The sequence below is a fragment of the Agrobacterium sp. SOY23 genome, from assembly GCF_027212525.1.
GTDB lineage: Bacteria > Pseudomonadota > Alphaproteobacteria > Rhizobiales > Rhizobiaceae > Agrobacterium > Agrobacterium tumefaciens_I.
Genome location: NZ_JAPWDT010000009.1, coordinates 17139 through 29456 on the forward strand (window position 1 = coordinate 17139; position 12318 = coordinate 29456).

The 12318-nt window shown below is 58.2% G+C and carries 11 protein-coding genes and 1 pseudogene; 3 read left to right on the top strand and 9 right to left on the bottom strand.

The features are described 5' to 3' along the window. Nucleotides 1-8 precede the first annotated feature (8 nt). Nucleotides 9-601, bottom strand: a pseudogene (locus O3S81_RS22450) (TetR/AcrR family transcriptional regulator). Between the two features lie 97 nt (nucleotides 602-698). On the opposite strand from O3S81_RS22450, the gene O3S81_RS22455 reads away from it, so the two are divergent. After that, nucleotides 699-1208: a DinB family protein gene (locus O3S81_RS22455; RefSeq protein WP_269346816.1), complete on the top strand. Its 510-nt coding sequence runs from the start codon at nucleotides 699-701 to the stop codon at nucleotides 1206-1208. A 56-nt stretch (nucleotides 1209-1264) separates the two neighbouring features. On the opposite strand, the gene leuC is transcribed toward O3S81_RS22455, so the two are convergent. Further along, nucleotides 1265-2674, bottom strand: coding sequence for a 3-isopropylmalate dehydratase large subunit (gene leuC, locus O3S81_RS22460; protein ID WP_269346818.1), 1410 nt, complete (start codon nucleotides 2672-2674; stop codon nucleotides 1265-1267). Between the two features lie 428 nt (nucleotides 2675-3102). Here leuC and O3S81_RS22465 point away from each other — a divergent pair, with 428 nt between their 5' ends. Further along, on the top strand, nucleotides 3103-4380 hold the full coding sequence (locus tag O3S81_RS22465) for an MFS transporter (protein ID WP_269346820.1): 1278 nt from the start codon (nucleotides 3103-3105) through the stop codon (nucleotides 4378-4380). Nucleotides 4381-4496: 116 nt separating this feature from the next. On the opposite strand, the gene O3S81_RS22470 is transcribed toward O3S81_RS22465, so the two are convergent. The 4 genes from O3S81_RS22470 to rplS all read right to left on the bottom strand — a co-directional run bounded on the left by O3S81_RS22470 (nucleotide 4497) and on the right by rplS (nucleotide 9529). After that, nucleotides 4497-5435 carry a rhizobiocin gene (locus tag O3S81_RS22470; protein WP_269346822.1) on the bottom strand — a complete coding sequence of 313 codons (939 nt, stop codon included), beginning with the start codon at nucleotides 5433-5435 and terminating at the stop codon, nucleotides 4497-4499. Nucleotides 5436-5615: 180 nt separating this feature from the next. Next, nucleotides 5616-6929, bottom strand: a complete 1314-nt coding sequence (locus O3S81_RS22475; RefSeq protein WP_269346823.1) for an HlyD family type I secretion periplasmic adaptor subunit — start codon at nucleotides 6927-6929, stop codon at nucleotides 5616-5618. Then, entirely contained in the window at nucleotides 6922-8655 is a 1734-nt protein-coding gene (locus O3S81_RS22480) for a type I secretion system permease/ATPase (protein ID WP_269346825.1), read from the bottom strand. Before O3S81_RS22480 ends, O3S81_RS22475 begins: the two co-directional genes overlap by 8 nt. Before the next feature lie 334 nt (nucleotides 8656-8989). Continuing rightward, nucleotides 8990-9529, bottom strand: a complete 540-nt coding sequence (rplS, locus tag O3S81_RS22485; RefSeq protein ID WP_046799594.1) for a 50S ribosomal protein L19 — start codon at nucleotides 9527-9529, stop codon at nucleotides 8990-8992. A gap of 267 nt (nucleotides 9530-9796) precedes the next feature. Here rplS and O3S81_RS22490 point away from each other — a divergent pair, with 267 nt between their 5' ends. After that, nucleotides 9797-10543, top strand: coding sequence for a sulfite exporter TauE/SafE family protein (locus O3S81_RS22490; RefSeq protein ID WP_269346828.1), 747 nt, complete (start codon nucleotides 9797-9799; stop codon nucleotides 10541-10543). On the opposite strand, the gene trmD is transcribed toward O3S81_RS22490, so the two are convergent. The 3 genes from trmD to rpsP all read right to left on the bottom strand — a co-directional run bounded on the left by trmD (nucleotide 10525) and on the right by rpsP (nucleotide 12291). After that, entirely contained in the window at nucleotides 10525-11223 is a 699-nt protein-coding gene (trmD, locus tag O3S81_RS22495) for a tRNA (guanosine(37)-N1)-methyltransferase TrmD (RefSeq protein ID WP_269346829.1), read from the bottom strand. The genes O3S81_RS22490 and trmD overlap by 19 nt on opposite strands. A 3-nt stretch (nucleotides 11224-11226) precedes the next feature. Beyond that, complete coding sequence (gene rimM / locus O3S81_RS22500; protein ID WP_269346830.1) at nucleotides 11227-11793, bottom strand: ribosome maturation factor RimM; 567 nt, start codon at nucleotides 11791-11793, stop codon at nucleotides 11227-11229. A 120-nt stretch (nucleotides 11794-11913) separates the two neighbouring features. After that, the gene (gene rpsP / locus O3S81_RS22505; RefSeq protein WP_004443943.1) at nucleotides 11914-12291 is read right to left on the bottom strand and encodes a 30S ribosomal protein S16; all 378 of its coding nucleotides are present in this window, start codon (nucleotides 12289-12291) and stop codon (nucleotides 11914-11916) included. Nucleotides 12292-12318: the final 27 nt, after the last annotated feature.

Below are 12318 nucleotides of genomic sequence, written 5' to 3' on the forward strand. Positions count from 1 at the left end.
AGAAGCTTTTATTGGCCGCTTGCCTTCGACAGATAGGCGTGAACGAGTGCGATCATTTCCCGCCTGACTTTGGGTGACTGTAATTCTCCACGGCGGGCGGCATTGTGAATGATGCCGTCGATGGCGTCTGATACGATCAGGGCCGCCGTTCTGCTCTCTGCCTTCGAACCGGCCATATGTGCCGCGATCGCGGCCGCATAGAGACCGAGATATTCCTGTTCGAAGGCGCTGTTCGGATCGTTCATTCCCTCGTGGCTCGGCGCGTCATCCAGAAGGACCTTGTGAAGGCCGGGATGGAGCTGTGGACCGCGATCATGCCGGTCACGAGTTCTTCCACGAATTTGGCAAGCGATTGCTGCCGTTCGGCAACGCGCTTCATCACCGAGAGGCAGTCCTCGAGGTGACGATGGCGCACCGCTTCCACGATCGAAACCTTGTCCGGGAAATATTGATAAAGCGAGCCGATGCTGACGCCAGCCGTTTTTGCCACCTTGTTCGTGGTGAAGCCCGCCCAGCCGTGATCGCTCAAAATGCGAGCCGCTGCGTGGATGACGGCATCGACCGTGGCCCTGGAACGCTCCTGACGCGGCTCCTTGCGCATCTCGGTCTTCCGCTTGGCAATGCGAGTAGACAAGCCGTCCTCCATGGCGAAAATATAAACATAATGCTCACATTTTTCAGATGTAAAGGATATTGTCATGAGGGATTTGCTCAGGAGCCTGCTCGGCTATCACGCATGGGCGAACAGGGACTTGTTCGAGAAGCTGCAACACCTCGATCCCGATCGAAACGCATCCGAACGCCACGCCGCCATTCGGCTGATCAATCACTATTACGTCGTCGCAAGGATTTTTTCGGGTCACCTCACCGGAACGGCACACGGTTTTCTCTCGGACAATACCGAGGTAACACCGCAACTGGGTGATCTTGCGAAGGATGTCGCCGCTCTTGATGGCTGGTATCTCGATTATATCGAGGCAACATCGCCGGCGTCGCTCGGCGAGTTCGTCGCCTTCACCTTTACGGATGGCGACAGGGGGTACATGTCCCGCGCAGAGATGATCTCACATATGGTCCTGCATGCCGGCATTCACAGGGGCGAGGTTGCGCGTATTTTGAGCCAGCTCGCCATCACGCCGCCCTGGGATACTTTTGCGGTATTTCTGCACGGGACGCAGCCGCAGCGGCGTTTGCAAGGGGCGCAATAAAAAGCCACCCACCCCTGTGCGGGGCAAGTGGCTCGTCTTAAGCGGACTTCAGGCTCTTACTCCCACTCGCGCACGTCGACGAAATGACCGGCAATCGCCGCCGCTGCCGCCATGGCGGGGGAGACGAGGTGGGTGCGGCTCTTGTAACCCTGACGGCCCTCGAAATTGCGGTTCGAGGTCGAGGCGCAGCGTTCGCCGGGCTTCAGGCGGTCGTCATTCATGGCAAGGCACATGGAGCAGCCCGGTTCGCGCCACTCGAAACCGGCGTCGAGGAAAATCTTGTCCAGACCTTCCTTTTCCGCCTGTTCCTTCACGAGGCCGGAGCCGGGCACGATCATGGCCGAGACGGTGGGGGCCACCTTGCGGCCATCAACGATCTTCGCCGCCGCACGCAGATCCTCGATGCGGCCATTGGTGCAGGAGCCGATGAAGACGCGGTCGATGGCGATGTCGGTGATGCGCGTGCCGGGCTTCAGGCCCATATATTCAAGCGCGCGCCACTTGGAGGTGCGCTTGTTTTCTTCCGCGATATCGTCCGGATTGGGAACGATGCCCTGAACGGAGGTCACGTCTTCCGGTGACGAACCCCAGGAGACGATGGGCGGCAGGTTGGCCGCATCCAGCACCACGACCTTGTCGTAGTGAGCGCCTTCATCGGATTTCAGCGTCTTCCAATAGGCGATGGCCTGTTCCAGCGTTTCGCCCTTCGGTGCGCGCGGCTTGTCCTTGATGTAGTCGAAGGTCGTCTCATCCGGTGCGATCAGACCGGCGCGGGCTCCGCCTTCGATGGTCATGTTGCAGACCGTCATGCGGCCTTCCATGGAGAGCGACCGGATTGCCTCGCCGGCAAATTCGATCACATGGCCGGTGCCGCCGGCGGTACCGATCTCGCCGATAATGGCAAGGATGATATCCTTGGCCGTGACGCCTTCCGGAATCTTGCCGTCGACACGTACCAGCATGTTCTTGGCCTTTTTCTGGATCAGTGTCTGGGTGGCCAGAACATGTTCCACTTCCGAAGTGCCGATGCCATGTGCGAGCGCGCCGAAAGCACCGTGGGTGGAGGTGTGGCTGTCACCGCAGACGATGGTCATGCCGGGCAGGGTGAAGCCCTGTTCGGGGCCAACGATATGGACGATGCCCTGGCGCTTGTCGCGCTCGGAATAATATTCCACACCGAAATCCTTGGCGTTCTGCGCAAGCGCTTCCACCTGAATACGGCTTTCCTCGTTCTTGATGCCTTCCAGCCTGTCGGCGGTGGTCGGGACGTTATGGTCGACCACAGCCAGCGTGCGGGTCGGCGAATGGACCGGGCGGCCGGCCATACGCAGACCTTCGAAGGCCTGTGGGCTCGTCACCTCGTGCACGAGGTGACGGTCGATGTAGAGAAGACAGGTTCCGTCCGGGTCACGATTGACGACGTGGTCGTCCCAGATCTTGTCATATAAGGTGCGGGGTGCGCTCATGGCTCTATGCCTTGTCATGAAAAAGGGTAATCGGGGTTCAAAAAGGCGGTGGACAGCGGGTGCTGTCAGGCGAGCCTAAGTCGGCTGGTGAGCGCCCCGGAAACGCGCGCAAAGAACCGTGCCGGCAGACGCTTGTGGTCCTGCAGCACGTAAACATTCTGTGCGAGACATCCGAATTTAGATCCCATGGCAGCTTTCATAGCAGATCGCCGGTTTTACGGCAATATGGATGCGTATTGTCGGCAGAGCGGTTGATGGGCGGCTCTTATATGCGCTGCACCATGCTATTCCGACCGTGACTTGCCTGTTCTGCGGAGGTTCCGCCCATTGTCATGATGCGATGCAACTTGCGTATTTTGCGACGCACATATAGATGGGTTCCCTTATCATCTGCATTTCGACGAGAAATCGAAGGGAGGGAAAAGCATATGGTATCCGAAAAAGCCCTTATCTCGAAGATCACCTGGCGGCTGATGCCGTTTCTTGGCCTTCTCTATCTCATCGCTTATATCGACCGCCAGAATGTCAGCTATGCCAAGCTGCAGATGGTCGATGCGCTGAGCCTGAGCGAATATGCCTACGGTCTTGGCGCTTCGCTGTTCTTCATCGGTTACTTCATCTTCGAAGTTCCGAGCAACCTGTTCCTCAACCGTTTCGGCGCCAGCAAATGGTTCGCCCGCATTCTGGTTTCCTGGGGTGCCGTTACCATCGCGCTTGCCTATACGCAGAACGCCACGATGTTCTACATCCTGCGCTTCCTGCTCGGGCTTTGCGAGGCTGGCTTCTTCCCCGGCGTGCTGTTCTTGATGACGCTCTGGTTCCCGCGTGATTATCGCGGCCGCATGATCGGCCTGTTCATGATCTTCAGCGCGCTTGCCAATGCCATCGGCGCGCCGCTCGGCGGCATACTGCTCGATCTCGACGGTTTCCTCGGTTATGCCGGCTGGGAATGGGTATTCCTGGCAACGGGTATTCCGGCTGTCATCGCCGGCGTCGCCACCTTCTTTTATCTGGATGATACGCCCGAAAAGGCGAAGTTCCTGACACAGGACGAGAAGGACTGGCTGAAGAATCGTCTGGCCGAAGAAAACAAGGGCATGGAAGATCATGCGGAAGACGGCTTCAAGGCGCTGACCAATCCGCGTGTCCTGTTCATGGCGCTTTGTTATGTCGGTTTTCCGCTGGCGGCCTACGGTCTCAGCTACTGGCTTCCGACGATTGTGAAGAGCTTCGGCGTTTCCAATACCGCCAATGGCTTCATCAACATCATCCCCTGGGTGATCGTCGCCATCGCCCTGTTCGTCGTGCCTTTGGCGGCCGATAAGGCAAAGAACAAGACGCCCTATATCGTTGGTCCTGCCTTCGTTGGCGCCTTCTGCCTGTTGATGTCGGCGCTGCTCAGCGATCCCGTCTTGCAGTTTGCCTTCCTGTGCGTTGCCGCTGCGGGTATCTTTGCCGGCCAGCCGGTATTCTGGAGCCTGCCCGGCCGCTTCCTCAAGGGTGCGGGTGCGGCTGCTGGCATTGCCGCCATCAATTCCGTCGGCAATCTGGGTGGCTTCGTGGCGCAGAATGTCGTGCCCTGGATCAAGGATCAGACCGGCAGCACCATCGCGCCGATGTTCTTCCTCGCCCTGTGCCTGGCGCTTGCGGGCGTATTGGTCATCATCGCCACGCGTAAAATGGGGAGCCAGGCCAAGATGGCCTGACCTTGAAGAAAGCGACAGCCGTAAATTACGGCTCTCATACATACAAAAATCGTGGCCCGGATATGTCCGGGCCACGACTATTTTAAGCACTGTTGTATGCGATCCCTTTGAGGGAATTATGCGGTGAACCAGTCGCTACCGGTCAGGTGAACGCCGGAAAGAACGATTTTCTCGCCCTTGTGCTCGCCAGTGACGTTGTAGGTAAGGATGGTGTCGCTATCGCTCGTCGATACTGCCCAGTTATCGATCACCGTACCGACCAGCTTGAGCTTGTCCTTGACGACGTCAAAGCCTTCGATGCTGTCGGTGGCAAGGCTCTTGGCCATGTCGCCGAGATTGAAGACGAAAGTGTCGGCGCCACCGCTTGCCTTGATGTTGTCGATGCCCTTGCCGCCGGTTACCAGCGAGGAAGCAAGGTTCACACCGCTCAGGTCGATCGTATCGTTGCCGGCACCGGCATCGATCTTGACGGTGGTGAAGCTGCCGTCGGTGACGCCAGCGCCGCCGTTCACAGCCTGGGCGCTGACAATACCGCCCGTACCTCCGGCGGAGGTGTCGTTGAACGCCTTGCCTGCCTTGAAAGTGATGGTGTCGTTGCCGGCGCCGGTATCGACGTTGAAGGCATTTACCCAGAACTTCTCGTTCGAAACGAGGGAGACGGTGACCGTGTCGTTGCCCGAGCCCGTGGAAATATTGCCACGCTTGGCGTTGAGAACTTCAACGTTGGAGGAACCCGTGCCGCCGAGGTGAACGTCGACGTGAACGAAATCCTTGAACGAAAGGTTTTCGGATGTGTTGGATTTGGCGAGGACGTTTTTCACGGAGTTCCACGCCGTCACGACGTCGAAATTGAAGCTGTTGGTATCGGCATTGTATCCGACAGCGACCTTGGCGGCCGGGTTGTCGACCTGAACGATGCCGGTATTGAGCGAGGAGCCGTTCTTGGTCTGCGTCGTCGCTTCATCGAGGAGTTTGTATGTTTCCTGATCGACCGGATTGGTGAGCGAAGCGACCGTGTAAGCGCCGCCGTTACCGAAAGTTACCGTCAATGCCATGTTACTCTCCCATAAATTTTTGAGAATGAATTGAAGTGAAAATGTGCTTTTGGATAAATTTGCATGCAATTTCTAATCCATAAAAATTCATAGTACAATATATTAATTCGTTTTTTATAAAAATTGATAATAATAATATTTATGGAAATTTTTACTGGATAACGCGTTTTTGGTGATGAATTATTCCTGAACGAATGTCTTTCTAAGTCTATCCTGGAATGGCTTCACAAAATAAGAAAGAACACTCCTTTCGCTGGTCTGTATGAATACTTCAGCGGGCATGCCGGGGTACAACCGCCCACCTGGCAGATGAGACATGCCGGTCTTGTCGGGTTTGATGCGCAGCGCGTAATAGGATGCGCCAGTTCGGGGATCTGCCTGCAGATCGGGGGCAACGACAGCAACTTCCGCGCTCAAATCCGGCGTCGTGCTTTGATTGAATGCCGTGAAGCGAACGGTAACCGGCTGCCCGACGTAAATCTGATCGATGTCGCGCGGGGTTATATTGGCTTCGATGGCAAGCTCATCCTGCTCCGGCACGACCAGCATCAGCACTTCGCCCGGTTGGATGACGCCATTTATGTTGTGCACTGAAAGCTGGTAGATGCGACCGGAAATCGGCGAGCGGATATCGAGGCGGTCCAGCTGGTCGCGCGTTGCCGCAAGCCGTTCTTCGTATTCTGCGACCGTTGCTTCGATCGCGGTCAGATCTTTCGTGACTTCCGATTTGCGGTCTTCGTCGAGCTGAAGCAACTGCAGGTCCAGTTCGCTCAGCTTGCCCACCGTCTGCGCGCGAGCCGCCATATATTGGCCCTGCTGGCCCTCGAGATTGGAAAGCTGGCGCTTGAGGAGATTGAGGCGCTGAAGCGTGACGAGCCCTTTTTTGAAGAGCTCATCGGTCTTGGAAACATCGTCCTTTACAATGGCAAGCTCATTTCCCGTCGCCTCCACCTGCACCTCGAGACCCCGCGCCTCGTCGGCCAGCTGATCCTTGCGTGTTCCGAGCTGCTTTTTCATCCCGACCAACGCGTTACGACGGCTGCTGAAAAGGTTCTGCTCACTGTCGATGAAGGTCTTGGCGGCCTTGGAAGTCGTCAGCGCCGCCAGGTCTTCCTGCACGGTGAAAGAGGGTTCCTCGGCAATCTCCGCACGCAGGCGCGCCCGGCGCGAATAGAGTTGCGCGAGCGTGTTTTCAACGATGGAGAGGTTCGCCTGAACGATCGTGCTGCTCAGCCGCACCACGACCTGGCCCGCCTCGACCCTGTCGCCTTCGGCGACATCGATCTCGCTGACGATCCCGCCGGAAAGATGCTGGATCTTTTTGGAGTTGCCCTCAACCACAACCCGGCCCGTGGCCACCACGGCGCCCGCAAGCTTCGCGAGAGCCGCCCAGCCGCCCAATCCGACCAGAAGGCCGAGGGCAAGAACGATCACCGCCGCCGAGTGCCTGACGATGGACGGATTTGTCATACCGGCTTTTTCCGCCTCAGCCATTTTCGCTCACCCGGCTTTCGATCTTGCGTGTTTCTTCCCCCTCCGACACCTGGCGGATATTCTGTCGCAGGATTTGCGCAAGCACCTCTTCCTTGGTGCCGAAGCGCAGCATCCGGCCATTGCTCATCACCATCACCAGATTGATGCTTTCGATGGCGCTGGGGCGATGGGCAATGACGACGACGATGCCGCCCCGCGCCCTGATATCGCCAATGGCAGTGCGTAGGGCCGCTTCGCCTTCGCTGTCCAGATTGGAGTTCGGTTCGTCGAGAAGAACGAAGAAGGGCTCGCCGAACAGCGCGCGTGCCAGGCCGATGCGCTGTTTTTGCCCACCCGACAAAGCCTCGCCACGATCGCCTATGTGGGTGTCGTAGCCATTGGGCAGGTTCAGAATCAGCTCATGCACCTGGGCAGCCTTGGCGGCGGCGACGATCGATTCCGCGGTCGCATCACGGTCGAAGCGGGCGATATTCTGCGCCACTGTTCCCGGCATTAGCTCCACCTGCTGGGGCATGTAGCCGATGGATTTGCCGAGAAACTCGAAATCCCACTGGTTCAGTGCCGCCCCATCGAAGCGGACGGAGCCGCGTTCATAGGGCCAGATGCCGGCTATCAAACGTGCCAGCGTGGATTTGCCGGATGCGCTTGGGCCAATGATGCCGAGACCATCGCCCGCATTCAGCGTGAAGGAGATATCGGCTACGGTATCGCGCGCACCATTGGGCGGGCCACCGGTGACGCGATCGACGGCAACGGTATATTGCGGACGCGGCAGGGAGAGAGGCGGTGCGGGTTCGGGCACCAGTTCAAGGAATTCGTTGACGCGTTTCCACCCCTGCCGGGCAGTCATGAAACTGCGCCAGTTTGCAATCGCATGTTCGACGGGGCCAAGCGCCTTTGCCGAGAGGATCGAGCCGGCAATGATGCTGCCCGCCGATGCGTGGCCGTCGATCACCAGCACGGCGCCAAGCGCCATGACACCGGATTGCAGCAACAGGCGGAATGTTCGGGATATTGCGCCAAGCATGCCGGTCGTATCGGATGTCGACAGGGTGATGGCGCGATAGCCGGAATGCAGCTCATCCCACATCGAGGTCACCGCTCCCATCATGCCCATGGTCCTGATGGATTCGATGTTGCGCTGGCTGCTGCCGACAAGCGCGTTTCTGTGTCCCCGCACGGTATAGGCCTGCTTTGTCGCTCTTTCGGTCAGCCAATTGGTCAGCAGCGTCAGCAAGACAAGAACCACGGCGCCGGCGAGCACGGCAAAGCCGATCCACGGATGCAGGGCAAAACAGATCACGAGATAGACGGGCAGCCAGGGAATATCGAAAAACGCCGCCGGTCCCGGCCCGGAGAGAAACTGACGAATCTGGTCGAGATCGCCGATGATCTGCAAACCATCGACTTTGGCGGAAGCGATGAGCGGCGTGCTGATCGACGCCCGGAAAAGCTTCCGATTGAGCGCGTCGTCCATATTGTCGGAGATGCGCGCCAATATCCGGCCTCGCAATGCATCGAACCCCGTAAGAAACGCGTAGAGAACGACAAGCAGAACGACCAACGCCACAAGAGATGGAATGCTCTTGCTGGGCAGAATCCGGTCGTAAACTTCCAGCATGAAAAGTGAGCCGGAAAGATTGAGAACGTTCATCAACGCGCTGGCGAGGCCAACGGCGAAAAAGGCAGACTTATTTCTTGTTAAAAAAGAATTAAAGAAAAACATAATAACACCTAAAACAGCAAGAAAATTGCACAATAAAAGGAATTAGGCAATGCTATTCGAGGAAGGGCTAAAACACCCGCACGAAAAATTTAAGTAAGTATCCGTTATCTTGTTGGAATTTGCCGTATCCTCCCATTAAAAAAGACTGAAGGACGTGCGGCCGACGGGAAGGATGGCGGCTTTTCTTTCGGTTTTCTGGCCTATCGCCCGTCGCGCATAGTTCAGGTCAGGTATCGAATTCCCAATCTGTGGGCTGCGACTTCCGATTGGCCGTCAGGCACCACAAAAAAGGCGACCCGAAGGTCGCCTTTCGTGCATCCATCGAAATGGAATCTTATTCCGCCGTGGCTTCTGCAGCCTTTGCTGCTTCTTCCGCTGCCTTGGCTTCTGCGGCTTCGGCTGCTGCCTTTTCGGCGGCGAGAGCCTGTGCTGCTGCTACCTTTTCAGCTTCCAGACGTGCCTTTTCTTCGGCAGCTGCCTGGCGCTCGGATTCGTTCAGCTTGCGTGCGCGCGTACCGGTGTTTTCAACGATACGGGCAGCCTTGCCGCGACGGTCGCGCAGGTAGTAGAGCTTCGCGCGGCGAACCTTACCACGGCGAACGATTTCAACGCCTTCGACCAGCGGGGAGTAGATCGGGAATACGCGCTCGACGCCTTCGCCGTAGGAGATCTTGCGAACGGTGAAGCTTTCGGAAAGGCCACCGCCGGAACGAGCGATGCAAACGCCTTCGTAAGCCTGAACGCGGGTACGGTTACCTTCCGTCACGCGCACGTTGACGCGCAGCGTATCGCCCGGAGAAAAGTCCGGCAGGGTGCGCTTTGCTTCGATCTTGGCAGCCTGTTCGGCTTCCAGCTGCTGAATGATATTGGTCATGTTAACCTCTGATTTCTTCTGAAACAGCCAGAGCGCTCAACGGTCGTCTGTCGGTCAATGCCTTCAGACTATGCCTTGCGGCAGGAGCGGGTTCGCCATTCTTTGCTTGCGGTTAAAGGGGTAAACCCCAATTCCACGCGGGCACATACACGAGGATGCGCCGTTTGTCATCCCTTTCATGACAATATTTTATCAATTACGCGCTGCATCACGGTGATTGCGAAGGCGCATCTGCCCGGTTATGGCATGGGAACCTTGGGAGGGGCCATGTCTGTATTTATCATTCTCATGCTGTTTGCGACCGGTTTCCTGTCGGGTGTCGTCAATGCGATCGCCGGTGGCGGCACCTTCCTGACCTTCGGGGCGATGACGCTTGCCGGCCTGCCGCCCATCGTCGCCAATGCCACGTCGGCGATCGTGCAGTTTCCGGGCTATATCACTTCCGTTATCGCCTATGGGCCGGAAATCCGTGCACATTGGCGCGAAGCGGTCTCGCTGTCTGTCGTCTCCATTGTCGGCGGGCTTGCCGGGTCGCTGCTTCTGCTGTCGCTCGACAATCCGTCCTTCCGTCAGCTGGTGCCATGGCTGCTTCTGGCCGCTACCGCTGTTTTCGCGGCCGGCCCATGGCTGCGACCAAAGGCGAGCGCGGAACGTTCACCCGGCAATCTGCCGAGCCTTGTCTTTCAGGGGCTCGCCTCCATCTATGGCGGTTTTTTCGGAGCGGGCATGGGCATCATGATGCTGGCCATCCTCGGAATAACCTCGGGTGGCAGCTATCATCATCTGAACGCGCTGAAGAACCTGCTGTCGGTGGTGATTGCCGTCATAGCCATCACGATCTTTGTCAGCGGCGGGGTCGTGTCCTGGTGGGCCGCCCTCATCATGTTCCCGGCGGCGGCACTTGGCGGCTATGTGGGTGTGCACACGGCAAGGCGGGTGCCGCAATGGATCATCCGCTGGCTGGTCATTGCGGTCGGGCTGGTGCTGACGGCCTATTATTTCGTCTCGGTCTGAGTACTTTCCAGCAGATCGGGCCGTCTTTCCTTCGTCAACGCCAGCGCCTGTTCGTGCCGCCATTTATCGATGGCGGCATGGTTGCCGGAGGTGAGGATGGCGGGAATATCGCGGCCTTCCCAGAGCTGTGGGCGGGTATAATGCGGATGTTCCAGCAACCCACCCTCGAAGCTTTCATGCACGCCGGAAAGATCGTTGCCCATGACGCCCGGCAGGATGCGGACGACGGCATCCAGAAGCGTCAGCGCCGCCGGCTCGCCACCGGAGAGGATGTAGTCGCCAATCGACACTTCCTCCAGTCCACGCGCCTCGATGACGCGCTGGTCGACACCTTCGAAACGGCCGCAGACGATGATCGCCCCTTCGCCGGCCGCCAGTTCCCGCACGCGGTTCTGAGACAGGGGTTTGCCGCGCGGGCTCATCAGCAGCCGTGGTCGAGTATCGCCATTTGAAACATGATCGATCGCCATAGCCAGAACATCGGGTTTCAGCACCATGCCGGCACCGCCGCCTGCGGGCGTATCATCGACGCTTCTGTGCCTGTCGGTGGCGAATTCGCGGATCTGCACGGCATCCAGCGACCATTGCCCCCGCTCCAGCGCCTTGCCGGCCAGCGAATATTGGAGATGCCCCGGAAACATTTCCGGGTAGAGCGTCAGCACGGTCGCCTTGAAGGTCATGGATTATTTCTTGCCGAACGGCGGTACGCCGGTTTCGTTCTTGTCGTCAGGATTGTCGATCAGGCCGGCGGCCATGGGATCGATGAGAATGCGCCCCGCTTCCAGATCGATCTCAAGCACGGCCGCTTCTGAAAATGGAATAAGGGCGGGCCGGCGGCCGGCGCCTTTCAGTTCCAGCAGATCGCCGGCGCCGAAATCATAGACGGCGCTGACGGCACCATAGCTTTTTCCCTCGGCGTCAACGGCTTCCAGCCCTTCGAGATCGGCATAATAGAATTCGTCGTCATCGAGTTCGTCATCCGGCAGATTGTCGCGTTCGACAAAGAGTTCCAGCCCGTTCAGGCTTTCGGCCGCATTGCGGTCGTTGATGCCACGGAAGCGGACGACGACGACATTCTTGCCCTCGCGCAGTTCCAGAATCTCGAAGATGCGGCCATCGGCGGTGACCAGATTGCCGTAATCGCCAAGCGCCAGAGGGTCGGCCGTATAGGTGCTGACACGGACTTCGCCGCGCAGGCCCTGCGCGCCGCCGATCTTTGCCATGAGTACCGGGTTTTCCAGCTTTGCCATCGGGCCGTCCGTCTTCTGGTGTTGGTTGCGTCAGCTTTAAGGTTTGTTGACGCCAAAATAAACAAAAAACGGGCGGCATGGAAAACCACGCCACCCGTTCTTCAAAAGTTTCCGTGCAGATTATTCTGCAGCAGAGGCTTCCGCAGCAGCAGCGGCTGCATCTTCAGCCTTCTGCTTCTTTTCAGCAACGCGCTCCAGAGCGCGCTTGCCCGGCTTTGCCTTTTCCGGGTTGCTGCGAGCGGCGCGCTCGGCAAGGCCGGCTTCGGCGAGGAAGCGCAGAACGCGGTCGGTCGGCTGCGCGCCCTTGGCGATCCATTCCTTGATGAGGTCAGCCTTCAGCTCAACGCGCTGCGGGTTGTCCTTGGCAAGCATCGGGTTCCAGGAACCGACCTTCTCGAGGAAACGGCCGTCGCGGGGCGAGCGGGCGTCAGCAACGACGATCTGGTAGTACGGGCGCTTCTTGGAACCACCGCGTGCGAGACGAATTTTCAGTGCCATGTCATTTACTCCTTAGGATGGCTTGTC

Bases quoted from the DNA above. Each gene is read 5' to 3' on its own strand.
- O3S81_RS22455 (WP_269346816.1), top strand. From the start codon at position 699: ATGAGGGATTTGCTCAGGAGCCTGCTCGGCTATCACGCATGGGCGAAC.
- leuC (WP_269346818.1), bottom strand. From the start codon at position 2,674: ATGAGCGCACCCCGCACCTTATATGACAAGATCTGGGACGACCACGTC.
- O3S81_RS22465 (WP_269346820.1), top strand. From the start codon at position 3,103: ATGGTATCCGAAAAAGCCCTTATCTCGAAGATCACCTGGCGGCTGATG.
- O3S81_RS22470 (WP_269346822.1), bottom strand. From the start codon at position 5,435: ATGGCATTGACGGTAACTTTCGGTAACGGCGGCGCTTACACGGTCGCT.
- O3S81_RS22475 (WP_269346823.1), bottom strand. From the start codon at position 6,929: ATGGCTGAGGCGGAAAAAGCCGGTATGACAAATCCGTCCATCGTCAGG.
- O3S81_RS22480 (WP_269346825.1), bottom strand. From the start codon at position 8,655: ATGTTTTTCTTTAATTCTTTTTTAACAAGAAATAAGTCTGCCTTTTTC.
- rplS (WP_046799594.1), bottom strand. From the start codon at position 9,529: ATGACCAATATCATTCAGCAGCTGGAAGCCGAACAGGCTGCCAAGATC.
- O3S81_RS22490 (WP_269346828.1), top strand. From the start codon at position 9,797: ATGTCTGTATTTATCATTCTCATGCTGTTTGCGACCGGTTTCCTGTCG.
- trmD (WP_269346829.1), bottom strand. From the start codon at position 11,223: ATGACCTTCAAGGCGACCGTGCTGACGCTCTACCCGGAAATGTTTCCG.
- rimM (WP_269346830.1), bottom strand. From the start codon at position 11,793: ATGGCAAAGCTGGAAAACCCGGTACTCATGGCAAAGATCGGCGGCGCG.
- rpsP (WP_004443943.1), bottom strand. From the start codon at position 12,291: ATGGCACTGAAAATTCGTCTCGCACGCGGTGGTTCCAAGAAGCGCCCG.